Annotated in this window: 20 protein-coding genes; 13 read left to right on the top strand and 7 right to left on the bottom strand. The window is 60.6% G+C overall.

The genetic code is table 11. From position 1 onward, the window contains the following. Nucleotides 1–90: 90 nt before the first annotated feature. The 4 genes from EJA71_RS16250 to EJA71_RS16235 all read right to left on the bottom strand — a co-directional run bounded on the left by EJA71_RS16250 (nt 91) and on the right by EJA71_RS16235 (nt 5,111). Nucleotides 91–1,752, bottom strand: a complete 1,662-nt coding sequence (locus tag EJA71_RS16250) for a bifunctional protein-serine/threonine kinase/phosphatase (RefSeq protein ID WP_158958434.1) — start codon at nt 1,750–1,752, stop codon at nt 91–93. 7 nt (nt 1,753–1,759) lie between these two features. After that, nucleotides 1,760–2,971, bottom strand: coding sequence for a NarK/NasA family nitrate transporter (locus EJA71_RS16245; RefSeq protein ID WP_158958432.1), 1,212 nt, complete (start codon nt 2,969–2,971; stop codon nt 1,760–1,762). Nucleotides 2,972–3,308: 337 nt separating this feature from the next. Beyond that, a complete protein-coding gene (locus tag EJA71_RS16240) occupies nt 3,309–3,884 on the bottom strand; it encodes an ANTAR domain-containing response regulator (protein ID WP_007916390.1) in 576 nt (191 codons plus the stop codon). 15 nt (nt 3,885–3,899) lie between these two features. Further along, on the bottom strand, nt 3,900–5,111 hold the full coding sequence (locus EJA71_RS16235; protein WP_158958429.1) for a CmpA/NrtA family ABC transporter substrate-binding protein: 1,212 nt from the start codon (nt 5,109–5,111) through the stop codon (nt 3,900–3,902). Nucleotides 5,112–5,335: 224 nt separating this feature from the next. On the opposite strand from EJA71_RS16235, the gene EJA71_RS16230 reads away from it, so the two are divergent. Further along, nucleotides 5,336–6,358 carry a quinone-dependent dihydroorotate dehydrogenase gene (locus EJA71_RS16230; RefSeq protein WP_158958427.1) on the top strand — a complete coding sequence of 341 codons (1,023 nt, stop codon included), beginning with the start codon at nt 5,336–5,338 and terminating at the stop codon, nt 6,356–6,358. A gap of 195 nt (nt 6,359–6,553) precedes the next feature. Here EJA71_RS16230 and EJA71_RS16225 read toward each other — a convergent pair whose 3' ends face one another. Beyond that, nucleotides 6,554–7,978 (bottom strand): aspartate ammonia-lyase, encoded by a 1,425-nt coding sequence (locus EJA71_RS16225; protein WP_158958425.1) that lies wholly within the window; start codon nt 7,976–7,978, stop codon nt 6,554–6,556. 180 nt (nt 7,979–8,158) lie between these two features. Between EJA71_RS16225 and EJA71_RS16220 the strand changes: the two genes are divergently transcribed. The 5 genes from EJA71_RS16220 (at nt 8,159) to EJA71_RS16200 (ending at nt 11,979) form a co-directional block, all read left to right on the top strand. Continuing rightward, nucleotides 8,159–9,076 carry a LysR substrate-binding domain-containing protein gene (locus EJA71_RS16220; protein WP_158958423.1) on the top strand — a complete coding sequence of 306 codons (918 nt, stop codon included), beginning with the start codon at nt 8,159–8,161 and terminating at the stop codon, nt 9,074–9,076. Nucleotides 9,077–9,408: 332 nt separating this feature from the next. Then, nucleotides 9,409–9,900 (top strand): 5-(carboxyamino)imidazole ribonucleotide mutase, encoded by a 492-nt coding sequence (gene purE / locus EJA71_RS16215; RefSeq protein ID WP_007920220.1) that lies wholly within the window; start codon nt 9,409–9,411, stop codon nt 9,898–9,900. A 10-nt stretch (nt 9,901–9,910) separates the two neighbouring features. Then, the gene (locus EJA71_RS16210; RefSeq protein ID WP_158958421.1) at nt 9,911–10,993 is read left to right on the top strand and encodes a 5-(carboxyamino)imidazole ribonucleotide synthase; all 1,083 of its coding nucleotides are present in this window, start codon (nt 9,911–9,913) and stop codon (nt 10,991–10,993) included. A 110-nt stretch (nt 10,994–11,103) separates the two neighbouring features. Continuing rightward, nucleotides 11,104–11,349: a GlsB/YeaQ/YmgE family stress response membrane protein gene (locus EJA71_RS16205; RefSeq protein WP_007920223.1), complete on the top strand. Its 246-nt coding sequence runs from the start codon at nt 11,104–11,106 to the stop codon at nt 11,347–11,349. Nucleotides 11,350–11,442: 93 nt separating this feature from the next. After that, on the top strand, nt 11,443–11,979 hold the full coding sequence (locus EJA71_RS16200) for a DUF3299 domain-containing protein (RefSeq protein WP_007920225.1): 537 nt from the start codon (nt 11,443–11,445) through the stop codon (nt 11,977–11,979). A 124-nt stretch (nt 11,980–12,103) separates the two neighbouring features. On the opposite strand, the gene EJA71_RS16195 is transcribed toward EJA71_RS16200, so the two are convergent. Together EJA71_RS16195 and EJA71_RS16190 are read right to left on the bottom strand one after the other, a co-directional pair. Beyond that, nucleotides 12,104–13,003, bottom strand: a complete 900-nt coding sequence (locus EJA71_RS16195) for a D-hexose-6-phosphate mutarotase (protein WP_158958418.1) — start codon at nt 13,001–13,003, stop codon at nt 12,104–12,106. Nucleotides 13,004–13,061: 58 nt separating this feature from the next. Continuing rightward, the gene (locus tag EJA71_RS16190) at nt 13,062–13,466 is read right to left on the bottom strand and encodes an acyl-CoA thioesterase (protein WP_003229628.1); all 405 of its coding nucleotides are present in this window, start codon (nt 13,464–13,466) and stop codon (nt 13,062–13,064) included. A 376-nt stretch (nt 13,467–13,842) separates the two neighbouring features. Between EJA71_RS16190 and EJA71_RS16185 the strand changes: the two genes are divergently transcribed. The 7 genes from EJA71_RS16185 (at nt 13,843) to EJA71_RS16155 (ending at nt 23,554) form a co-directional block, all read left to right on the top strand. After that, nucleotides 13,843–15,141: an MFS transporter gene (locus EJA71_RS16185; protein WP_158958416.1), complete on the top strand. Its 1,299-nt coding sequence runs from the start codon at nt 13,843–13,845 to the stop codon at nt 15,139–15,141. 240 nt (nt 15,142–15,381) lie between these two features. After that, entirely contained in the window at nt 15,382–16,383 is a 1,002-nt protein-coding gene (locus tag EJA71_RS16180; RefSeq protein ID WP_123454734.1) for a phosphate ABC transporter substrate-binding protein PstS, read from the top strand. Nucleotides 16,384–16,805: 422 nt separating this feature from the next. Beyond that, a complete protein-coding gene (locus tag EJA71_RS16175) occupies nt 16,806–18,839 on the top strand; it encodes an ABC transporter permease subunit (protein WP_178113709.1) in 2,034 nt (677 codons plus the stop codon). A 16-nt stretch (nt 18,840–18,855) separates the two neighbouring features. After that, a complete protein-coding gene (gene pstA, locus EJA71_RS16170; protein ID WP_158958412.1) occupies nt 18,856–20,526 on the top strand; it encodes a phosphate ABC transporter permease PstA in 1,671 nt (556 codons plus the stop codon). A gap of 184 nt (nt 20,527–20,710) precedes the next feature. Beyond that, nucleotides 20,711–21,544: a phosphate ABC transporter ATP-binding protein PstB gene (pstB, locus tag EJA71_RS16165; protein WP_042561817.1), complete on the top strand. Its 834-nt coding sequence runs from the start codon at nt 20,711–20,713 to the stop codon at nt 21,542–21,544. A gap of 117 nt (nt 21,545–21,661) precedes the next feature. Continuing rightward, nucleotides 21,662–22,423: a phosphate signaling complex protein PhoU gene (gene phoU / locus EJA71_RS16160; RefSeq protein WP_007954334.1), complete on the top strand. Its 762-nt coding sequence runs from the start codon at nt 21,662–21,664 to the stop codon at nt 22,421–22,423. Between the two features lie 177 nt (nt 22,424–22,600). Further along, a complete protein-coding gene (locus EJA71_RS16155) occupies nt 22,601–23,554 on the top strand; it encodes a response regulator (protein ID WP_158958410.1) in 954 nt (317 codons plus the stop codon). Nucleotides 23,555–23,581: the final 27 nt, after the last annotated feature.

Genomic DNA, 23,581 nt, shown 5'->3' with positions numbered 1-23,581 from the left:
TTGGAGCGCGGGATCAAAAGATCGCAGCCTTCGGCAGCTCCTACAGGTGTACGCAATCAACTGTAGGAGCTGCCGAAGGCTGCGATCTTTTCAGCGCTGATGAAGCAACAAAACCAGCAGCACCAGATTCCCCAACAAAGCCACCAACGCGACCGTCCGCCAGACCGTCAACGGCTCACGCTCAAGCAACGGCCGAGGCCGCACACTCAAACTGCGCCGCTCACCCTGTTCCAGCACCAGCAGCCATTCTTCAGCCGTTTCAAACCGTTGCTGCGGATCAGCGGCCACCCCGCGCTCCAGACTCTGCGCCAGCCATTCCGGCAGATCGGGCCGATAACGATTGGCACTCACCGCCACACCAAATCGCGGGCGCTGAAACGCTTCGATCTCGCCATAAGGAAAATGCCCGGTCAGCAGGAAATACAGGGTCACGCCGACCGCATACAAATCCTGCTGCGCACTCGGCGGATCACCGCGAAACGCTTCCGGGGCGATGTAGCTCGGGGTTCCCGGCAACGTCGACGGCGCGTCTTCGGACAGCCCCGGACAATACGCCAGGCCAAAATCCAGCAGGCGCAGTTCGCCATCGTCACCCCAATGCAGGTTTTCCGGTTTGATGTCGCGATGCAGAATCTGCCGCCGATGCAACAGGCCGACCGCGCGTAGCAAGCGCTCGGCGATGTCCTGCCATTGCGCCAAGGGTAATGGCCCGAGCTGCGCCAGAGTCTTTCCGGAATATTCCCGCATCACGTAGTACAAATGCTGACGCTGGCTGCACGGGTGGACTTCAGGAAAATGTCGTCCGGCCACACGCTTGAGGAACCATTCTTCCGACAGCAACGCTTGTCCGGTTTGCGGATCCTGCGCGAGACGCAAGGGCAGGGTTTTCAACAGCCACGTCTGACCTTGGCCATCCAGCACCCGATAGAGCAGCGATTGCTGGCTCTGAGCAACGATGCCTTGCACTTGCCAGCCTTCGATTGCCTGACCGGGTTTCAGCGGTGGCGGCAGTGGCCATTGCTGTAAATGAATCAGTGCATCGCCGATGCTCGCCTCACCGACAGCATCAACCCGCACCAGCAAAGCGCTGGCATTGTCCTGACTGCCAGCCAGATGCGCGGCGTTCACCAGCGTCTGTGCGGCGCTGTCGAGATCCGGCTGGTCGCGCAGAATAGCGGCAATCGCGGTGTCGCCCAGCGTCGACCAGACGCCGTCGCTGAGCAGCACAAAGCTTTCGCCTTCGCGCAGTTCGCCGTCGAGAAAATCCAGCACCAGATGCTGATCCAGGCCGAGCGCACGCTTGAGCACATGCTGCATGCCCGGCTGCTCCCAGACATGATCTTCGCTAATCCGCTGCAAACTGTCGGCGTGCCAGCGATACACCCGGCAATCGCCGACATGGGCCAGGGTGAAGCGCCGACCGCGCATGACCAATGCGCTGACCGTGGTGAGCAGCGGCTGACCGCCGCCATGGGCCTGCAACCAGCGATTTTGCGCGAGCAGCAAGCGGTCCAGCGCCTGGGCCACGCTCCAGGTTTCCGGCGTGGCGTAGTAGTCGAGCGCCAGGGCCTGCAAGGTCGAGCGCGCGGCGAGGCCGCCATCGGCGCACTGGCTGACGCCGTCGGCGATGGCGAACAGATAACCCTTGCTCGCCGCCAGCGCCGGAACCGGAGTGACCGCACGCAGAGCGTCCTGATTTTCCGCGCGCGGACCGGTGGCGCTGGCTTCGGCAAAGCTCAGTTGCAGGGCCATCGAAGATTCAGACCCGCGCCGCCGTCACCGCCGCCGAACCCCAAGTGGTTCTCCAGCGACGCTTGACGCCGTGCAGGCCAAACCACGCCAACACGCCGAGGCTGGCGAACAACCACAGGGCCAGTTGATAGCTGCCGGTGCTTTGCTTGATCGCGCCCATGCCAGCGGCCAAGGCAAAACCGCCGATGCCGCCGGCCATGCCGATCAGCCCGGTCATCACGCCAATCTCCAGGCGAAAACGCTGCGGTACCAGTTGGAAAACCGCACCGTTGCCTGCCCCTAAACCGAGCATGGTGCAGACGAAAAGGGCGAGTGCCGCGTAAGAGCTTGGCAGGTTGAAGCCGACGGCAGCGATGCAGATGGCCGCAACGGTGTACATCGCCAGCAGGGTGCGGATGCCGCCGAAGCGATCAGCCAATGCGCCGCCCAACGGCCGCATCAGACTGCCGCCGAACACGCAGGCGGCGGTGTAGTAACCCGCTGTCACCGGGCTCAAACCGTATTGATCATTGAAGTAGCCGGGCAGGGCGCTGGCCAGACCGATGAAGCCGCCGAAGGTCACGCTGTAGAAAAACATGAACCACCAGCTGTCACGGTCGCCCAAGGCTTTGAAGTAGTCGGTCATGGCCTTGGCTTTCGGGCGCTCAGGTGCGTTTTTTGCCAGCCAGGCGAACAGCACCAACGTCAGGATCAATGGAATCAGTGCGAAGCCAAAAACGTTGCTCCAGCCGAACGCGGCGGCGAGTACCGGCGCGAGCAGCGCGGCGAATACCGTACCGGAGTTGCCCGCGCCGGCGATGCCCATGGCTTTGCCCTGATGCTGTGGTGGATACCATTGCGAGGCCAGTGGCAGTGCAACGGCAAACGACGCGCCGGCCATGCCGAGGAACAGACCGAGGATCAGCGCCTGTTCATAACTGTGGATGCCGAGTTTCCAGGCACCGAACAGCGCGCAAATCACGATGACCTGGCCGATCAGCCCGGCGGTTTTCGGCGACAGTCGATCGGCGAGCATACCCATGATGAAGCGCAGTACGGCACCGGCGAGGATCGGCGTGGCGACGACGAGGCCGCGTTGTTGCGTGGTCAAGTGCAGGTCGGCGGCGATCTGCACCGCTAAAGGGCCGAGCAGGTACCAGACCATGAAACTCAGGTCGAAATAGAGGAAGGCCGCGAACAGTGTCGGGGTGTGGCCGGATTTCCAAAAGCTTGAATTCATCGCGCACCTCAGCTGAAAAGAGTCTCGAAAGGAGTCATGCAACAGCAGGTGGGGCGCCGCCACGGCCGCACCACCGGCCCCGGTCTGTGGGGCCAAAACGCAAAAACGCCGCTACCTGATGCGCCGGTTGGGCGAACGGGTGAGCGACGTCTTTGTCGTGGGTGGGGCAACCGCCGTTGGTTACCTGTGCGTTTTACATAGCGAGATTTGTGCCAACAGGTTGAGACCGAGGTGCGGCCAATCGCTGGCAAGCCAGCTCCCACAGGTTCTGTGGTGTTCACAAATTCTGTGGGAGCTGGCTTGCCAGCGATGAGGCAGGTGCACGCTCAGCAAAATCTCAGCCGAGCAACTCACTCATCGCAATAATCTGCTCGGCCACCTGAATCAATTTCTGCTGCCGGCTCATCGCCTGGCGCCGCATCAAGGTGTAAGCCTCTTCCTCATTGCAGTCCTTCATCTTCATCAACAACCCCTTGGCCAGCTCGATGCGCTTGCGCTCGGCCAGTTGCTGGTCTCGCGCCTGCAACTGCGCACGCAAGGCCTGATCACTTTCGAAACGGGCCATCGCCACATCGAGAATCGGCTGCAGACGCTGGGCGTGAATGCCCTCGACGATATAGGCACTGACCCCGGACTTGATCGCCTGACGCATCACGCCCGGATCATGTTCATCGGTAAACATCACAATCGGCCGAGGCTGGTCGCGGCTGACCAGCACCACTTGCTCCATGACATCACGGCTCGGTGACTCGGTATCGATCAGGATCACGTCCGGGCGCACCGTTTCGACGCGCGCGGGCAGGTCGATGGTCAGCCCGGATTCGTCGATCACCTCGAAACCGGCCTCGGTCAGCGCGGCTTTCAGGCGTCCGACTTTTTTCGCCGTGTCGTTGATCAGCAGAATGCGCAACATGTTCGCGGTCTCCTGTCAGCGGCGGGCGAGAAGGGCGACGTCGTCGCTCATCGCGTGCAGCTTGAAACTGCGCGCATAACCGGCGGGATCGCTGCCGTCCCAGATCTTGCCGTCGAGCAACTGGCTGCTGCGCATGTCGCTGCCCCACGCGGCAACGCCGAGCGTCGTGGCGGCCTCGCGATAGAGATCAAGCTGCTGAACCTGACCGGCCACCGCGAGGTAGTCCGGATCCTCACGCAACAAGCCCCAGCGGCGGAACTGGGTCATGAACCACATGCCATCGGACAGGTATGGCACGTTCACTTCGCCTTTGCCGTGAAAACGCAGCGCGTGCGGATCTTGCCAACGATTGCCGAGGCCATCGGCATAGTCGCCGAGAAAACGCGGCTCGATGCAGGCTAGCGGCGCGTCGAGGTACTCCGGCGCACTCAGCAATTGCGCGGTGCCGCGGCGGTTCTCCGGGCTTTCTTCGATGAAACGGCTGGCTTCGAGGATCGCCATCACCAGTGCCCGCGCGGTGTTCGGGTATTGCTCGACAAATGCGCGGGTGCAGCCGAGGACTTTCTCCGGATGATCAGGCCAGATGGTCTGACTGGTGGCGAGGGTGAAACCGAGATCCTGCTGCACCGCGCTGGCCGCCCACGGTTCGCCGACGCAGAAGCCATCGATGCGCCCGGCCTGCAAGTGCGCGACCATTTGTGGCGGCGGCACCACCACGCTGTCGACGTCCTGCAGCGGATGAATGCCCTGACTCGCCAGCCAGTAATACAGCCACATCGCGTGAGTACCGGTGGGAAAGGTTTGCGCGAAGGTCAGTTTTGCGCGGCTTTGGTGCACGTGGCGGTCCAGCGCTTCAGGACTGGTCACGCCGAGCTGTTGCAGGCCATGGGAAAGGTTGAGGCTCTGGCCATTTTGATTCAGGCCCATCAGCACCGCCATGTCGGTCGGGGCGACGCCGCCAATGCCCAGGTGCACGGCGTAAATCAGTCCGTACAGGCTGTGCGCTGCGTCGAGTTCGCCGCTGACCAGGTTATCGCGCAGATTCGCCCACGAAGCCTGGCGCTTGAGATTCAGCGTTAGCCCGTAAGGTTGAGCAAAGCCCTGAGTGGCAGCGACAACCACCGAGGCGCAATCGCTCAGCGCCATGAAGCCAAGGTTGATCGCGGTCTTTTCCGGGGCATCGCTGCCATTGACCCAGGCCAGCGGCCCTACCGAAGGTTCATTCATCCAGCGTTACCTCGAAAAAAAAGCGCCGCCGCAGACTTTGCACAGGCAAAACCCGGGACGACGCCATTGTCCTTTGCCTGCACGCCGCCATTGGCCTGCAAGCTGATAACCATGAAGGTGCAAGGCATATGCCAGTCGCGGCGATTTGCGCGTGCGCCTCGCGCGGCAGGTCGATGCCCGGCTATAATCGCCGCCTCTTTTCGCCGCCCGAGTCATCGCCGCCCATGTACACCCTGGCCCGTCAGCTGTTGTTCAAACTTTCCCCGGAAACCTCCCACGATCTGTCGCTGGATCTGATCGGCGCGGGTGGGCGTTTGGGCCTCAACGGCTTGCTGTGCAAGGCGCCGGCGAAGAAACCGGTGACGGTCATGGGCCTCGAGTTTCCGAACCCGGTGGGTCTGGCGGCCGGTCTGGACAAGAATGGCGCCGCCATCGACGGCTTCGCGCAGCTGGGTTTCGGGTTTGTCGAAATCGGCACCGTGACCCCGCGTCCGCAGCCGGGCAACCCGAAGCCGCGGATCTTCCGCCTGCCGGAAGCCGAAGCAATCATCAACCGCATGGGTTTCAACAACCTCGGTGTCGATAACCTGCTGGCGCGGGTCGCTGCGGCGAAATACAAAGGCGTGCTCGGTATCAATATCGGCAAGAACTTCGACACGCCGGTCGAGCGCGCGGTTGACGACTACCTCATCTGCCTGGACAAGGTTTACGCCCACGCCAGTTACGTGACGGTCAACGTCAGCTCGCCGAACACCCCGGGCCTGCGCAGCTTGCAGTTCGGTGATTCGCTCAAGCAATTGCTGGCGGATCTGGCCACGCGCCGCGCCGAACTGGCCTTGCGTCACGGCAAGCATGTGCCGCTGGCGATCAAGATTGCCCCGGACATGACCGATGAAGAAACCGCGCAGGTGGCACAGGCGCTGATCGAAACCGGGATGGACGCGGTGATCGCCACCAACACCACCCTGAGCCGTGTCGGCGTTGAAGGCATGGAGCATGGCGACGAGGCGGGTGGTTTGTCCGGCGCGCCGGTGCGTGAGAAGAGCACCAATACCGTGAAGGTGCTGGCGGGTGAGTTGGCCGGGCGGTTGCCGATCATTGCGGCGGGTGGCATCACCGAAGGAAAGCATGCTGCCGAGAAGATCACTGCCGGTGCGAGCCTGGTGCAGATCTACTCCGGCTTCATCTATAAGGGCCCGGCGCTGATCCGCGAATCGGTAGACGCCATCGCCGCCCTGCGCAAATAACCCCAGGTTGACCTGATCAATGTAGGAGCTGCCGAAGGCTGCGATCTTGGCGGTATCAAATTCACAAACCATTTAACGTCCTGCCCGCAAAGAAGTTAAAAAAAAGGGCCTGGGGACTAAATCCCCAAGCCCTCAAAAGGTGAGAGGTGTCTAGTCCCTCGACCTGGTGAGCGGTGCTACAAGTAACGTGTCGGCTCAGGCTTTGAGCGGAACCAGACGCGGAGCAATCATGTTTTCCGGGCGCAGGATGTCGGCGAGCATGGCTTCGTCGAGCAGACCTTCTTCGCGCACCAGTTCCAGTACGCCGCGGCCGCTTTCAAGGGCGAGGCCGGCGATACGGGTGGCGTTTTTGTAGCCGATGTACGGGTTCAGTGCAGTGACCAGACCGATCGAGTGCTCGACCAGTTCACGGCAGCGCGCTTCGTTGGCGGTGATGCCGACGATGCAGTGCTCGCGCAGCATGTCCATGGCGCGTTGCAGCAGGCGGATCGAGTCGAAAATCTTGAAGGCGATCAGCGGCTCCATCACGTTCAGCTGCAGTTGGCCGCCTTCGGCTGCCATGGTCAGCGCCAAGTCGTTACCGATGACCTGGAACGCCACCTGGTTCACGGCTTCCGGAATGACCGGGTTGACCTTGCCGGGCATGATCGAGCTGCCTGGCTGACGCGCTGGCAGGTTGATTTCGTTGATGCCGGTGCGTGGGCCGCTGGACAGCAGGCGCAGGTCGTTGCAGATCTTCGACAGCTTGACCGCGGTGCGCTTGAGCATGCCGGAGAACAGCACGAAGGCGCCCATGTCGGAAGTCGCTTCGATCAGGTCGGCCGCTGGAACCAGCGGTTGACCGCTGATCAGGGCCAGACGCTGAACAGCCAGCGCTTGATAACGCGGGTCGGCGTTGATGCCGGTACCAATCGCGGTACCGCCCAGGTTCACTTCAGTCAGCAGTTCCGGGGCCAGCGTCTTCAGACGGGCCAAGTCTTCGCCCATGGTGGTGGCGAAGGCACGGAATTCCTGACCGAGGGTCATCGGCACAGCGTCTTGCAGTTGGGTACGGCCCATTTTCAGGACGTGATCGAATTCTTTGCCCTTGGCCGCGAACGCCTGAATCAGGCTGTCGAGGCTGGCCAGCAGGGTGTCGTGGCCGAGCAGCAGACCCAGGCGGATTGCCGTTGGGTAAGCGTCGTTGGTCGACTGCGCCATGTTGACGTCGTCGTTCGGGTGCAGGAACTGGTATTCGCCTTTCTCGTGACCCATTGCTTCGAGCGCAATGTTGGCGATCACTTCGTTGGCGTTCATGTTGGTGGAAGTACCGGCGCCACCTTGAATCATGTCGACCACGAATTCTTCGTGGTAATCACCGCGGATCAATCGGGCACAGGCTTCGCTGATGGCAGCGTGCTTGGCTTCGCTCAGGTGACCCAACTCGCGGTTGGCGTCAGCAGCGGCCTGTTTGACCATTGCCAGGCCGACAACCAGTTTCGGGTAATGCGAAATCGGAACGCCGGAGAGACGGAAGTTGTTCACCGCTCGCAGGGTCTGGATGCCGTAATACGCTTGAGCCGGTACTTCGAGGGCGCCAAGCAGGTCGTTTTCTGTGCGGAAAGATGCAGCGGAGGACATGATAGAAATCATCTCGATATGGACCCGGTCTATGCCGGAACGCTGCGAATGCTAGGCTTGTGGGAAATTTTGGGCCAATGCTGTTAAGCACTGCCCTATGCACATTCGGCATAATGCCCATGTGACGCCGCGTGTGCGGCAGACGTGTGACCTGTTTTGGTGCGTGTCCGGGAGGACGTGATGAATCTGGAAAGCAAATGGCTCGAGGACTTCAGTGCTCTGGCCGCCACCCGCAGCTTCTCGCAGGCAGCCGAACGACGCTTCGTGACTCAGCCTGCCTTCAGTCGGCGGATCCGCAGTCTTGAAGCGGCGCTGGGGCTGACCCTGGTCAACCGCTCGCGCACGCCGATCGAACTGACGGCGGCGGGGCAATTGTTTCTGGTCACCGCGCGCACCGTGGTCGAACAGCTCGGTGAAGTGCTGCGCCATTTGCATCATCTGGAAGGCGGGCAGGGCGAAGTGATGCAAGTGGCTGCCGCTCACTCGCTGGCACTGGGTTTCTTTCCGCGCTGGATCGCGCAGTTGCGTAATGAAGGCTTGAACATCGCCACCCGGTTGGTCGCAACCAACGTCGGCGATGCGGTGCATGCGTTGCGTGAAGGCGGCTGCGACCTGATGCTGGCGTTCTACGACCCGGACGCGGCAATGCAGATGGACCCGGAGATTTTCCCCTCGCTGCATTTGGGCCAGACGGAAATGTTGCCAGTGTGCGCGGCGGATGCCGAGGGCAAGCCGCTGTTCGATCTGGAAGGCGAGGCGAGTGTGCCGTTGCTGGCGTATAGCGCTGGCGCGTTTCTCGGGCGCTCGGTGAATGGATTGCTGCGCCAGCGTCAACTGCGTTTCACCACGATCTACGAAACCGCGATGGCCGACAGCCTGAAGAGCATGGCGCTGGAAGGACTGGGCATCGCCTGGGTGCCGCAGCTGAGTGTGCGCGCCGAACTTGCGCGCGGCGAACTGGTGGTCTGTGGCGGCCCGCAATGGCACGTGCCGCTGGAAATTCGTTTGTATCGTTGCGCGCTGGTGCGCAAGGCCAACGTTCGCCTGTTGTGGCGCAAGCTCGAAGGTGGCGCCGCACAAGGTACAACCGGAACCTGAGGTCGATGAAAAACCCTGTGGGAGCTGGCTTGCCAGCGATTGCGGAGGGTCAGTCACCCTCTCTTTTTACTGATGCGACGCCATCGCTGGCAAGCCAGCTCCCACAGGGATCGGGGGGTGTTTCTGCGCTGACCTTCAAGTCAATAAAACCGGGCATTTGCGGCAGATGACAGATGGTCGTGCGGGGGGCTGTTTATTGCTTTCTTTGCGGTATACTGCGCGGCCTTCGGCCGGCACGACCGGCCATTTTTCGTACAATCAAGCCACGCAACCTGCGTGGCTTGTTGTTTTATGACGCGCCTGCGGGCGCTCCAGAGAGAAGAGGCGCGACGATGAGTGCACTGGTTGGCGTGATCATGGGCTCCAAGTCCGATTGGTCCACCCTTAGCCACACCGCCGATATGCTGGAAAAGCTCGGCATCCCGTACGAGGTCAAGGTGGTTTCTGCCCACCGCACCCCGGATCTGCTGTTCCAGTACGCCGAAGAGGCTGAAAGCCGCGGCATCGAGGTGATTATCGCCGGTGCCGGTGGCGCAGCCCACTTGCCAGGCATGTGCGCGGCCAAGACCCACCTGCCGGTGCTGGGCGTGCCGGTGCAGTCGGCCATGCTCTCGGGCGTCGACTCGCTGCTGTCGATCGTGCAGATGCCTGCAGGCATTCCGGTCGCCACCCTGGCCATCGGCAAGGCCGGCGCGATCAACGCAGCCCTGCTCTCGGCGAGCATCCTCGGCGCCAAGCATCCGCAGTTCCACGCGGTACTGAAAACCTTCCGTGCCGAGCAGACAGACAGCGTCCTGGACAATCCAGACCCACGTATTGCCTGAGGTTGTTGAGATGAAGATCGGTGTAATCGGTGGCGGCCAGTTGGGTCGCATGTTGGCCCTGGCGGGCACTCCGCTGGGCATGAACTTCGCTTTCCTCGACCCTGCGCCGGACGCCTGTGCGGCCGCGCTCGGCGAACACCTGCGGGCCGATTACGGCGATCAGGATCATCTGCGCCAACTCGCCGATGAAGTCGATCTGGTGACCTTCGAATTCGAAAGCGTCCCAGCTGAAACCGTGGCATTCCTCTCGCAATTCGTCCCGGTCTACCCGAGCGCCGAAGCCCTGCGCATCGCTCGCGACCGCTGGTTCGAAAAGAGCATGTTCAAGGATCTGGGCATCCCGACTCCGGCCTTCGCCGACATTCAATCGCAAGCCGATCTGGATGCTGCCGTGGCTTCGATCGGTCTGCCAGCCGTGCTGAAAACCCGCACCCTGGGTTATGACGGCAAAGGCCAGAAAGTCCTGCGCAAGCCGGAAGATGTGGTTGGCACCTTCGCCGAACTGGGCAGCGTCTCCTGCCTGCTGGAAGGCTTTGTGCCGTTCACCGGTGAAGTCTCGCTGATCGCCGTGCGTGCTCGCGATGGTGAAACCAGGTTCTATCCGCTGGTGCACAACACCCACGACAGCGGCATTCTCAAGCTGTCGGTGGCCAGTACCGATCACCCGTTGCAGGCGCTGGCCGAAGATTACTCGAGCCGTGTGCTCAAGCAACTCGACTACGTTGGCGTCATGGCGTTCGAGTTCTTTGAAGTCGACGGTGGCTTGAAAGCCAACGAAATCGCCCCGCGTGTGCACAACTCCGGGCACTGGACCACCGAAGGCGCCGAGTGCAGCCAGTTCGAAAACCATTTGCGCGCCGTTGCCGGCCTGCCGCTGGGGTCGACGGCCAAGGTCGGCGAGAGCGCGATGCTCAACTTCATCGGCGTTGTACCGCCGGTTGAGAAGGTCATCGCCATCGAAGATTGCCATCTGCATCACTACGGCAAAGCCTTCAAGGCCGGGCGCAAGGTCGGTCACGCCAACCTGCGCTGCGCCGACATGGCCACGCTGCAGGCGCAGATCGTCAAGGTCGAAGCACTGATCGCCGAGTAACGGCAGTTTCATGTGGCAGCGGCGGAACCATTCAGGGGCCGCCGTTCTCTCATGGCAGGATGCCAAAGTCTGACTAGGCTTCGCATATCTATCTTTGAGAGGGAATTGCCATGGGAATTATCGGAACCATCTTTATCGGCTTGATCGTCGGCCTGCTGGCTCGGTTCCTGAAACCGGGCGACGACAGCATGGGCTGGATCATGACCATCCTGCTCGGTATCGGCGGTTCGCTGGCGGCCACTTACGGCGGCCAGGCTCTGGGCATCTATCACGCGGGCGAGGGCGCAGGTTTCATCGGCGCACTGGTTGGCGCAATCGTGTTGCTGGTGATCTACGGCCTGATCAAAAAGAACTGATCCAAAGCGACAAAGCCCTCTCTGCCAAAGTGGCCGGGAGGGCTAGAATGCTCGGCGATTCACTGTTCCTTCCTTTCTATACCGAGCACCTTCATGCGCCGTCTTCTGTTGACTCTCCTTTTCCTGGGCAGCGGTTTGGCCCACGCCGGCGAACTGCCGGAAACCGACTGGCTCGAACTGATGCCCAAGTCGGATCAAAAGGCCCTCGAGGCCATGCCTGAAATCGACCACAACTCCCCGGAAGCCACCGGCACCTTCACCGAGAAGGGCGGGATGAAGCAGGCCAAAGGTCTGCCGGCGGTGATGTATTCGACCAAAACCGTAGCTTCGATGAACGATAAACACATCCGCATCGGTGGTTATCCGGTGCCGCTGGAGTCTGACGCCAAGGGCCGCAGTACGCTGTTCTTCCTCGTGCCGTATCCGGGCGCCTGCATCCACGTGCCGCCACCGCCACCGAATCAACTGGTGCTGGTGCGTTATCCGAAGGGTTTGAAGCTGGATGACATCTACACGCCGCTGTGGGTAACCGGCACGCTGAAAGTCGAGAAGGTCAGCAATGACCTGGCTGACGCAGCGTATGCGCTGGAAGCGGACAAAGTGCGGGTGGTGCAGGAATCTGATCTCTAACGGCCACCACACAACTACTGTAGGAGTGAGCCTGCTCGCGATAGCGTCGTGTCAGCCAATTTAATGGATCTGACAAACCGCTATCGCGAGCAGGCTCACTCCTACAATTGGTTTTGCGGTGTGCTTAAAGCGGTTTACTGGCGACACTGACGCCCATGGTGTGGATAGCACCCGGTGCAAGATTGACCACGTCATCCATCACGTTCGCCGTCTCGATGCACAGCATGCGTTGCCAGCCATCGTTATCCATATCCGCCAACGCTGCTGCGCGATCAATCCACGGGTTCCAGATCACTGCCGTACGCGAACCGGTGGCAGTCAGCACAATGCGCCGTTCCCAGGCCGGATCGACAATGCTCAATTGAGGCGGCGCGTCGAGGTAGATGCGGTCGGTCTCACCGGCAAACTGCAGATCACCTTGCTGACTGTGGGTTTTCCAATCATCCAGCGTCTCGATGTAATTCAAGCCGTCCACGCCATCGACCTGCACATTGCGCACATCACTGACAGCGTAATAAGTGTGCAGCGCCTGACTCAGGCTGACGGTGTCAGAGCTACGGTTATGGCTGGTCAGGCTGAAGCTCAGTTGCTCGGACAAATGCAGGGTCAGGGTCAGATCGACCTGATGCGGCCAGTCCGGCAGGCCTTCTTCGGGGTAGGGCAGCTTGAATTCGACCTTGATGCCGTCAGCTTCTGATTCGATGCCGCCCAGCTCCCAATCCATCGCCCGCACCAGACCGTGCGCGGGTGCCGGTTGTGCACCGGTGTACATGGCCTGCACGCTCTGCGGGTTGCGTTCGAACTTGCCGAACCACGGCCAGCACACCGGCACACCGGCGCGGATGCTCTTGCCTGTCTTGAAATCGGCCTTGTCGTTGAGCCAGATGATCGGCGGCTGGCCATCGATCTGATAACTGAGGATGTGCGCGCCTTGCTGGGCCACCAGCACTTCGGCCTGACCGTGGCGAATGCGCCAGCAGTTCAGTTCATCCAGTTTCACCGCTTCAACGTTGGGCGTGTTCATGGGACAGCTCTCGATCAGACACTTGGGACGATTATCGACCGCAAAACGGCCGCGAGGTTTAACGCGCGCGTGGCGGAACCGAGCGAGTGCGGCCGCTGCCGTCGATGGCGACGAAGACAAAAACCGCTTCGGTCACTTTACGCCACTCGCTGGACAGCGGATCGTCGCTCCACACTTCGACCATCATCTGAATCGAGCTGCGGCCGATTTCCAGGGTCTGGGTATAAAAGGACAATTGCGCGCCGACAGCCACAGGCACGAGAAACGCCATGCGGTCGATGGCCACGGTAGCGACGCGGCCGCCAGCGACACGGCTGGCCATTGCAGTGCCGGCCAAATCCATCTGCGCCACCAGCCAGCCGCCGAAAATATCGCCAAAGCCGTTGGTTTCACGCGGAAGTGCAGTGATTTGCAGGGCCAGGTCGCCTTGCGGGATCGGATCTTCTTGTTCGAGCTCTATCATGCCGGGGGTGCCTCTGACCCGTGACTCTTGTTGGTATTGCTGGTGGTAGCCGTCTTCAGGAAAAACGATTCAGCACCGAACATACTACGTTCGTCACGTTTTCCATAAGGCGCCTAAAGGAGAAACTCTGCGAAACCGGCTAATCCCGAGCAAAGGCCGGGCCAACGACGTTTTCGCACAGCAACCCCCTACAAACCGGAGCAGGTTGCGAGTATATCGGTCGGTAGACTCCGCGACGACCATCCGGTTCTCATTTCGACCGTCAAATACGCGCCTCTATGTGCTTTTTCGAACAATTTGCTATGGTGCCGAACCTGCCCAAGCCACCGCCAGCGTTGTTGTGGCGGCAGATCCGACTATAAGAGAAGCCCTTGCCATGACCACAGCGCCTTCGAGCCTCGCGCAGCCCGAGCAACCCGCACGACCGTTGACCCGCAATGACTACAAGACTCTGTCGCTGTCCGCCCTTGGCGGCGCGCTGGAATTCTACGATTTCATCATCTTCGTCTTCTTCGCTACCGTGGTCGGCAAGTTGTTCTTCCCGGCCGACATGCCCGAGTGGCTGCGCCTGATGCAGACCTTCGGCATCTTCGCCGCCGGCTACCTCGCGCGGCCGTTGGGCGGCATCGTCATGGCGCACTTCGGCGACCTGCTGGGCCGCAAGAAGATGTTCACCCTGAGCATTTTCATGATGGCCGTGCCGACCCTGATCATGGGCCTGCTGCCAACGTACGCGCAGATCGGCATGTGGGCGCCGATCCTGCTGCTACTGATGCGCGTGATCCAGGGCGCAGCGATTGGCGGTGAAGTACCGGGGGCTTGGGTCTTCGTTTCCGAACACGTTCCGCAAAAGCACATGGGTTACGCCTGCGGTACCCTAACAAGTGGTCTGACCGCTGGCATTCTGCTCGGCTCGCTGGTCGCCACCGCGATCAACAGCATTTATACGCCTGCCGAAGTCTCCGATTACGCTTGGCGGATCCCGTTCCTGCTCGGCGGCGTGTTCGGCCTGTTCTCGGTGTACCTGCGCCGCTGGCTGCACGAAACCCCGGTGTTCGCCGAGCTGCAACTGCGCAAGGCGCTGGCCGAAGAAGTGCCACTGCGTGCGGTGCTGCGTGATCATCGCGGCGCCATCGCTATCTCGATGCTGCTGACCTGGCTGCTTTCCGCTGGCATCGTCGTGGTTATCCTGATGACCCCGACCGTGCTGCAAACGGTCTATCACTTCACGCCGACCGAGTCGCTGCAATCGAACAGTCTGGCGATCGTGTTCCTGAGCATCGGCTGCATCATTTCCGGCGCACTGGCGGATCGCTTTGGCGCCGGTCGCGTGTTTGTGTTCGGTTGCCTGGGCTTGCTGGCCAGCTCGTGGACGTTCTATCACAGCCTCGCCGATCACCCGAACTGGCTGTTCCCGCTGTATGCGCTGACCGGTTTTCTGGTCGGCACCATCGGCGCGGTGCCATACGTGATGGTCAAAGCGTTTCCACCGGTGGTGCGCTTCAGCGGGTTGTCGTTCTCGTACAACGTGGCTTACGCGATCTTTGGTGGTTTGACGCCGATGGTGGTCAGTTTGCTGCTGAAAGAAAGTGCGATGGGGCCTGCCTACTACGTGGCGGTGCTGTGCACGATGGGGATTCTGGTGGGGGCGTGGCTTTGGAAGAAGGGGCGCTGATTTTCTCTTTCGCCTGATCGTTCCCACGCTCCGCATGGGAATGCATCCTGTGACGCTCCGCGTCACCTCTCAAATTCGGACGCAGAGCGTCCATGGCGGCGTTCCCACGCAGAGCGTGGGAACGATCTGTCGCGACATGCTGGCCTTTCATCCAATTGTCATATTTCAGCCATAGAGTGTTCACACGGCCTGCTGATACTTGGCCCCGACTTAACACCCCCTATCTGCTAGGAGTAAGGCATGAAACTGAAGCGTTTGATGGCGGCAATGACTTTTGTCGCTGCTGGCGTTGCGACTGCCAACGCGGTTGCCGCTGTTGACCCTGCTATCCCGAGCTACACCAAGACCACTGGTGTGTCGGGCAACCTGTCCAGCGTCGGCTCCGATACCCTGGCCAACCTCATGACCCTGTGGGCTGAGAACTACAAAAAAGAATACCCGAACGTCAACATCCAGATTCAGGCCGCTGGCTCCGCCACTGCGCCACCTGCGCTGACTGAAGGCACCTCCAACCTGGGCCCGATGAGCCGCAAGATGAAGGACACCGAACTGGCTGCTTTCGAGCAGAAGTACGGCTACAAGCCAACCGCAATCCCGGTTGCTGTGGATGCCCTGGCTGTGTTCGTGCACAAGGACAACCCGATCCAGCACCTGACCATGGAACAGGTTGATGCGATCTTCTCGTCGACCCGTCTGTGCGGCGCCAAAGCCGACGTTAAAACCTGGGGCGACCTGGGCGTGACCGGTGACCTGGCCAACAAGCCGGTTCAGCTGTTTGGTCGTAACTCGGTATCCGGCACCTACGGCTACTTCAAAGAAGAAGCCCTGTGCAAAGGCGACTACAAGCCAAACGTCAACGAACAACCAGGTTCGGCGTCGGTTGTGCAGTCGATCAGCTCCTCGCTGAACGGCATCGGTTACTCGGGCATCGGTTACAAGACCGCTAGCGTGAAAACAGTGGCTCTGGCCAAGAAGGGCGGCACTGACTTCATCGAAGACACCGAAGAAAACGCCCTGAACGGCAAGTATCCGCTGTCGCGCTTCCTCTACGTTTACGTCAACAAAGCTCCGAACAAGCCTCTGGCGCCGCTGGAAGCTGAGTTCGTGAAGCTGGTGCTGTCGAAACAGGGCCAGGAAGTTGTGGTGAAAGACGGCTACATCCCACTGCCAGCCAAGGTTGCTGCAAAAGCACTGGCTGACCTGGGTCTGCAAGAAGGCGGCGCTGAAGTCGCAAAGAAGTAACAAATTGAGTCCGGGGTGAACCCCGCCGGACTCAGGTAAAAGGCCGGATCTGCTTGCAGGCCGGCCTTTTCCACACCTCAAATTTTTGATCCTCTGCCAGTCCCGCTGGCGGTGGATTTGCTGCGTCACTGCATTGTCATCTTTCTGTCATACAGGATCGCTAGGGTGAGCGCATGAATGATCTGGCCAATTCCCACATGACTACTAATCCTCCCAAGCGCATTGATTTCAATACGCCTGAGCTGCAACGCAAGCGCCGCATTCGCGCGCTCAAGGATCGCTTCACCCGCTGGTACGTCCTCGTTGGCGGTCTCGCGGTGCTGGCAGCCATCACCCTGATCTTCTTCTTCCTCGCCTACGTGGTTGCGCCGCTGTTCCAGGGTGCCGACCTGACCGCGAAAGATTCGATCACCCCAGCCTGGATGCAGGACGCCGGCAAGCCGCTGATGATTTCGCTCGAAGAGCAGAATCAGGTGGCCATGCGCGTTTCCGACAAGGGCCAGGCATTGTTCTTCGATATCGACAGTGGCGCTGAACTGAAGCGCGTCGATCTGCCGGTGCCTGCCGGTACAACCGTGACCTCGATTGGTGAAGACCAGCCGGGCCAACCACTGGTGGCCGTGGGCCTTTCCAACGGTCAGGCGCTGGTGTTCCGTCACACCTATAAAGTCAGCTACCCCGATGGCAAGAAAACCATCAGCCCGGCCATCGAGTATCCGTACGGCGAGGCGCCGATCGCGCTCAACGAAGCCGGCGGTGCGCTGGAACACGTCAGCCTGAATGCCACCGACACGACGCTGATGCTGGTGGGTTCGACCGGTTCGCAACTCAATGTGCTGTCGCTGACCAGCGAAGAAAACATGATGACCGGCGAAGTCACCAACGAGCAGAAGCGTATCGATCTGCCGCAGATGACCGAGTCGGTAAAAAACATCTTCGTCGACCCGCGTCAGCAGTGGCTGTACGTGGTCAACGGTCGTGCCCAGGCCGACGTGTTCAGCCTGCGCGACAAGAGCCTCAACGGTCGCTACAAACTGCTGGAAAACGCTGACGCCGAAGTCACTGCCACTACGCAACTGGTCGGTGGTATCTCGCTGATCGTCGGTGACTCCAAAGGTGGTCTGGCCCAGTGGTTCATGGCCCGCGACACCGATGGCGAGCAGCGTCTGAAGCAGATCCGCACCTTCCAGATGGGCACCACGCCAATTGTTGAAATCACCGCTGAAGAACGTCGCAAAGGCTTCCTCGCTCTGGATGCCAGCGGCAAGCTTGGCGTGTTCCACAGCACCGCGCACCGCACACTGCTGGTTGATCAAGTGGTCGATGGCCAAGGCGTATTCGGTCTATCGCCGCGCGCCAACCGCGTGATCGTCGAAGCCGGCGGCAAGCTGCAACCGCTGCTGCTCGACAACCCGCACCCGGAAGTTTCCTGGAGCGCGCTGTGGAGCAAGGTCTGGTACGAGAACTACGACGAGCCTAAATACGTCTGGCAATCGACTGCAGCCAACACCGATTTCGAACCGAAACTGAGCCTCTCGCCGCTGACCTTCGGCACCCTGAAAGCCGCGTTCTACGCGATGCTGCTGGCCGCGCCACTGGCCGTTGCCGCTGCAATCTACACCGCGTACTTCATGGCCCCGGGCATGCGCCGCAAGGTCAAACCGGTGATCGAGCTGATGGAAGCGATGCCGACGGTGATCCTCGGTTTCTTCGCCGGCCTGTTCCTCGCGCCGTATGTAGAAGGGCATTTGCCGGGCATTTTCAGCCTGCTGATGCTGTTGCCGATCGGCATTCTGGTCGCCGGTTTCACCTTCAGCCGCTTGCCTGAATCGATCCGCCTGAAAGTCCCGGACGGTTGGGAAAGTGCGCTGCTGATTCCGGTGATTCTGTTCGTGGGCTGGCTGTCGCTGTACATGAGCCCGTTCATGGAGAACTGGTTCTTCGGCGGCGACATGCGCATGTGGATCTCCCACGACCTGGGCATCACCTATGACCAGCGCAACGCATTGGTGGTCGGTCTGGCCATGGGCTTCGCGGTGATCCCGAACATCTACTCGATCGCTGAAGACGCCGTGTTCAGCGTGCCGCGTGGCCTGACCCTCGGCTCGCTGGCGCTCGGTGCCACACCGTGGCAGACCATGACTCGCGTGGTCATCCTGACTGCCAGCCCGGGCATCTTCTCGGCGCTGATGATCGGCATGGGCCGTGCGGTCGGCGAAACCATGATCGTGCTGATGGCCACCGGTAACACCCCGGTCATGGAAATGAACCTGTTCGAAGGCCTGCGCACCCTGGCCGCCAACGTCGCGGTGGAAATGCCCGAGTCGGAAGTCGGCGGCAGCCACTACCGCGTGCTGTTCCTCTCGGCGCTGGTGCTGCTGTTGTTCACCTTCGTCATGAACACCCTGGCAGAACTGATTCGTCAGCGTCTGCGCAAGAAATACTCGTCGCTTTAAGCAAAGGTAGAAGTCTGTGAAACAGAACTCCCTGAAAGGATGGTTCAAGAGCGGCGCCCCGGGCGTCTGGATCAGCGGTGGCGCGGTGTCCATCGCGGTCATCATGACCATTGGCCTGCTGGCCGTGATTGCCGTGCGCGGTCTGGGTCACTTCTGGCCGGCGGACCTGGTCCACGCCAATTACGACGTACCGGGTCAGGCCAATCACCTGGTCATCGGTGAAGTGGTACAGAAGGAAGAGGTGCCCCGTGCCCGTCTGAAGAGCGCCGGTTTGCCGGTGCCTGACGTCGGCCCGGAATTCATGACCCGCGAGCTGATCAAGGTCGGCAACCGCGATTTGAACGGCAATGACTTCACCTGGATCGTCGGCGAGTGGCTGACCAACCAGACCACGCCACCCGAGTTGATGGCGATTGAGCGTCGCGAGTGGGGCAACTTCTACGGCTACCTGGTCAACGTCAAACAGGACGGCAAGGTTATCGCCGAGGGCGAAGCTGCCTGGCCTGAGCTGCAAGCGCGGATCAACCGGGTAAACGGTCTGGCGTCACAACTGAAGTCGCTGGAAAAGACTGACATCGGTGCGATCAACGCAGGCCTGGAGCGCATCCGTCTGCACAGTCGCAAGCTGGAACTGGAAGGCAAGCTCGACGCCACCGCGCAAGCGGACATGGAATCCGAGCGCGCCGAGCTGAACGCGCGTTATCAGGACATCGAAGCACGTCTGGCCGATCTGCATGCGCAGTTCAACCGCGACGCGTTGACCGCTCGCGACGCCAACGGCAAAGAAATCGAAATCGGTCTGGGCAAAGTGGTTCACGCCTACCAGCCGAACGCGATGAGCACCTTCACCAAAGTCGGTTTCTACTTCAGCAAGATCTGGGAATTCCTTTCGGACGACCCGCGTGAAGCGAACACTGAAGGCGGAATCTTCCCGGCGATCTTCGGCACCGTGATGATGACGTTGATCATGGCGATGATCGTCACCCCGTTCGGCGTGCTGGCAGCGGTGTACCTGCGTGAATACGCCAAGCAGAACACCCTGACGCGGATCATCCGTATCGCGGTGAACAACCTCGCCGGCGTACCGGCGATCGTTTACGGCGTGTTCGGTCTGGGCTTCTTTGTTTACGTACTGGGTGGTTCCGTTGACCGCTTGTTCTTCCCGGAAGCGCTGCCGGCTCCGACCTTCGGTACCCCGGGTCTGCTCTGGGCGTCGCTGACCCTGGCGCTGCTGGCGGTGCCGGTGGTGATCGTTGCGACTGAAGAAGGTCTGGCACGTATTCCGCGCACCGTGCGTGAGGGCTCGTTGGCCCTCGGCGCGACCAAGGCTGAAACCTTGTGGAAAATCGTGATCCCGATGGCCAGCCCGGCAATGATGACCGGCATGATCCTCGCCGTGGCCCGTGCTGCTGGTGAAGTGGCGCCGCTGATGCTGGTGGGTGTGGTGAAACTGGCGCCGTCGCTGCCGGTGGACGGCAACTACCCGTACCTGCACCTGGACCAGAAGATCATGCACTTGGGCTTCCACATTTATGACGTCGGCTTCCAGAGCCCGAACGTCGAAGCGGCCCGCCCGCTGGTGTACGCCACAGCGCTGTTGCTGGTGCTGGTGATCGCCACGTTGAACCTGTCGGCGGTGTATATCCGTAATCACCTGCGCGAAAAATACAAAGCTTTGGACAGTTAACACAAACCCTGTGGGAGCTGGCTTGCCAGCGATGCAGACGACGCGGTGTTTCAGTTACACCGCAGTGATGCCATCGCTGGCAAGCCAGCTCCCACAGGGACCGCGACGAAAACTGAATTTGCGTTACCCGCTGGTTTGGCCAGCGGTTCAACAAACCGAATTTTGTTAGCACAGGGAGCCTCCCATGCAGCACGAAACACATACCCACGGCATCAACATGTCCGCCCTGGGCCGCGACAAGCAGAGCCTGAATCTCGAGCAGGAAACCGTGGCCATCGAAGTACCGGGCCTGAGCCTGTACTACGGCGAGAAACAAGCGCTGTTCGACGTCAGCATGAACATCCCGAAGCAGCGCGTAACCGCGTTCATCGGCCCGTCCGGCTGCGGTAAATCGACGCTGCTGCGCACCTTCAACCGCATGAACGACCTGGTTGACGGCTGCCGCGTAGAAGGCGCGATCAACCTGTACGGCAACAACATCTATCGCAAGGGCGAAGACGTTGCCGAACTGCGTCGTCGCGTCGGCATGGTGTTCCAGAAGCCCAACCCGTTCCCGAAGACCATCTACGAAAACGTGGTCTATGGCCTGCGCATCCAGGGCATCAACAAAAAGCGCATCCTCGACGAAGCGGTCGAGTGGGCGTTGAAAGGCGCGGCGCTGTGGGACGAGGTCAAAGACCGTCTGCACGAGTCGGCACTGGGTCTTTCCGGTGGTCAGCAACAGCGTCTGGTGATCGCTCGCACCATCGCGGTTGAGCCGGAAGTGCTGCTGCTCGACGAACCGTGCTCGGCCCTCGACCCGATCTCGACGTTGAAAGTCGAAGAGCTGATCTACGAGCTGAAATCCAAGTTCACCATCGTCATCGTTACGCACAACATGCAGCAGGCCGCGCGGGTGTCCGACTACACGGCGTTCATGTACATGGGCAAACTGGTGGAATTCGGCGACACCGATACCCTGTTCACCAATCCGGCGAAGAAGCAGACCGAAGACTACATCACCGGTCGATACGGTTAACCGTACAGCCGCGAGCTTCAAGCTGCGAGCGGCAAGAAAGAAGCGTGCGATATCAGGACTTATACATAACTGCTTGAAGCTTGCAGCTTGAAGCTTGCAACTTTCGCGGAGCGAACAATGATTTCTAAAGAAGGCCTTACTCATCACATTTCCGCGCAGTTCAACGCCGAGCTTGAGGAAGTGCGCAGCCACCTCCTGGCCATGGGCGGGCTGGTGGAGAAGCAGGTCAACGACGCCGTGACCGCGCTGATCGAGGCCGATTCCGGTCTGGCTCAGCAGGTGCGCGAGATCGATGACCAGATCAACCAGATGGAACGCAACATCGACGAAGAATGCCTGCGCATTCTCGCCCGTCGTCAGCCGGCGGCGTCCGACCTGCGTTTGATCATCAGCATCTCCAAGTCGGTGATCGACCTGGAGCGTATTGGCGACGAAGCGACCAAGATCGCCCGCCGCGCCATTCAGCTGTGCGAAGAAGGCGAAGCGCCGCGCGGTTACGTCGAGGTTCGTCACATTGGCGATCAGGTGCGCAACATGGTTCGCGATGCGCTGGACGCGTTTGCCCGTTTCGACGCCGACCTGGCGTTGTCGGTGGCGCAGTACGACAAGATCATCGACCGCGAATACAAGACCGCGCTGCGTGAGCTGGCGACCTACATGATGGAAGACCCGCGCTCTATCTCGCGGGTCTTGAGCATCATCTGGGTGCTGCGTTCGCTGGAGCGGATTGGTGACCACGCGCGCAACATCTCCGAATTGGTCATCTATCTGGTGCGCGGCACCGACGTGCGCCACATGGGCCTCAAGCGCATGAAAGAAGAAGTTGAAGGCACAAGCGGCGAAACCGCTAATGTTCCGGGCGATGCTGACGATAAGTAAGATTGCCTGAGAAAAGCGCCCGGCCCTTTGGCCGGGCGTTTTTGTTTCTGCTTTTCACAAGGCAGATCGAATTAAAAAGCAGCACCCGCGAACGAAAAGTCCCGGCGTGACTGAAGAGTTTTGGCAATGTGCCATCAGCCAGCGTTATGCTTGCCGGGATTTTAATAGGGGTGTTGGATGAGCAAGATCAGTGTGTTGGTCGTGGACGATGCTTCGTTCATTCGTGACCTGGTGAAAAAGTGCCTGCGTAATTACTTCCCGGGGATCCGCACCGAGGACGCCATCAACGGCAAAAAGGCCCAGGCCATGCTGGCCAGAGAGGCGTTCGACCTGGTCCTGTGCGATTGGGAAATGCCGGAAATGTCCGGTCTTGAACTGCTGACCTGGTGCCGCGAGCAAGACAACCTCAAGACCATGCCATTCGTCATGGTCACCAGCCGTGGCGATAAAGAAAACGTCGTACAGGCGATTCAGGCCGGCGTTTCCGGCTACGTCAGCAAGCCGTTCACCAACGAGCAACTGCTGACCAAGGTCAAGCAGGCGCTGAACAAGGTCGGCAAGCTCGACACCCTGATGAACAGCGCGCCGACCAAAATGAACTCGGCGTTCGGCAACGATTCCCTGAGCGCGTTGACGGGTGGCAAGCCCGCCGTCGTTGGTGGCGCCCCTGCTGCTGCGGTGAACCCGTTTGCCAAACCCGCCGCTGCCGCACCTGCGCCAGCCGCTGCGCCGTCCCGTGGTTTGCTCAACAGCCCACCGGTTCAAGCCCCAGCCGCGTCGAAAGCGCCGGCCGGTGGTCGTGGTCAGGGTCAATTGCGTCTGCCGAGCGGCAACCAGCAATGCGTAATCAAAGCGCTGAGCATCAAGGAAGCGCTGCTGGTGATCAAACGCACCGAGACCCTGCCGCAGATCCTCGACAGCGCCGTGCTCGACCTGGAGCAGGGCGACAACGCCGAAATTGCCCGTCTCAACGGTTACCTGCATGCCATCGTTGCGCATGAGCAGAAAGCCGACAGCGACTGGCTGCAACTGACCTTCCGCTTTGTCGATCAGGACGCGCAGAAACTCGACTACATCTCCCGCCTGATCGCTCGCGGCACGGCGCAGAAGCACTTCGTTCCGGGCGCTTGATCGGCGTCTGTGAAAAGATCGCAGCCT

It is taken from the genome of Pseudomonas sp. PB106, from assembly GCF_009764645.1.
Classification (GTDB): Bacteria; Pseudomonadota; Gammaproteobacteria; order Pseudomonadales; family Pseudomonadaceae; genus Aquipseudomonas.
This window is presented reverse-complemented; position numbering and strand designations above follow the sequence as displayed.

Bases quoted from the DNA above. Each gene is read 5' to 3' on its own strand.
- EJA71_RS16235 (WP_158958429.1), bottom strand. From the start codon at position 5,111: ATGAATGAACCTTCGGTAGGGCCGCTGGCCTGGGTCAATGGCAGCGAT.
- EJA71_RS16180 (WP_123454734.1), top strand. From the start codon at position 15,382: ATGAAACTGAAGCGTTTGATGGCGGCAATGACTTTTGTCGCTGCTGGC.
- EJA71_RS16245 (WP_158958432.1), bottom strand. From the start codon at position 2,971: ATGAATTCAAGCTTTTGGAAATCCGGCCACACCCCGACACTGTTCGCG.
- EJA71_RS16240 (WP_007916390.1), bottom strand. From the start codon at position 3,884: ATGTTGCGCATTCTGCTGATCAACGACACGGCGAAAAAAGTCGGACGC.
- EJA71_RS16185 (WP_158958416.1), top strand. From the start codon at position 13,843: ATGACCACAGCGCCTTCGAGCCTCGCGCAGCCCGAGCAACCCGCACGA.
- EJA71_RS16210 (WP_158958421.1), top strand. From the start codon at position 9,911: ATGAAGATCGGTGTAATCGGTGGCGGCCAGTTGGGTCGCATGTTGGCC.
- EJA71_RS16220 (WP_158958423.1), top strand. From the start codon at position 8,159: ATGAATCTGGAAAGCAAATGGCTCGAGGACTTCAGTGCTCTGGCCGCC.
- pstB (WP_042561817.1), top strand. From the start codon at position 20,711: ATGCAGCACGAAACACATACCCACGGCATCAACATGTCCGCCCTGGGC.
- EJA71_RS16155 (WP_158958410.1), top strand. From the start codon at position 22,601: ATGAGCAAGATCAGTGTGTTGGTCGTGGACGATGCTTCGTTCATTCGT.
- EJA71_RS16175 (WP_178113709.1), top strand. From the start codon at position 16,806: ATGCAGGACGCCGGCAAGCCGCTGATGATTTCGCTCGAAGAGCAGAAT.
- purE (WP_007920220.1), top strand. From the start codon at position 9,409: ATGAGTGCACTGGTTGGCGTGATCATGGGCTCCAAGTCCGATTGGTCC.
- EJA71_RS16205 (WP_007920223.1), top strand. From the start codon at position 11,104: ATGGGAATTATCGGAACCATCTTTATCGGCTTGATCGTCGGCCTGCTG.
- phoU (WP_007954334.1), top strand. From the start codon at position 21,662: ATGATTTCTAAAGAAGGCCTTACTCATCACATTTCCGCGCAGTTCAAC.
- EJA71_RS16225 (WP_158958425.1), bottom strand. From the start codon at position 7,978: ATGTCCTCCGCTGCATCTTTCCGCACAGAAAACGACCTGCTTGGCGCC.
- EJA71_RS16250 (WP_158958434.1), bottom strand. From the start codon at position 1,752: ATGGCCCTGCAACTGAGCTTTGCCGAAGCCAGCGCCACCGGTCCGCGC.
- EJA71_RS16230 (WP_158958427.1), top strand. From the start codon at position 5,336: ATGTACACCCTGGCCCGTCAGCTGTTGTTCAAACTTTCCCCGGAAACC.
- EJA71_RS16190 (WP_003229628.1), bottom strand. From the start codon at position 13,466: ATGATAGAGCTCGAACAAGAAGATCCGATCCCGCAAGGCGACCTGGCC.
- EJA71_RS16200 (WP_007920225.1), top strand. From the start codon at position 11,443: ATGCGCCGTCTTCTGTTGACTCTCCTTTTCCTGGGCAGCGGTTTGGCC.
- EJA71_RS16195 (WP_158958418.1), bottom strand. From the start codon at position 13,003: ATGAACACGCCCAACGTTGAAGCGGTGAAACTGGATGAACTGAACTGC.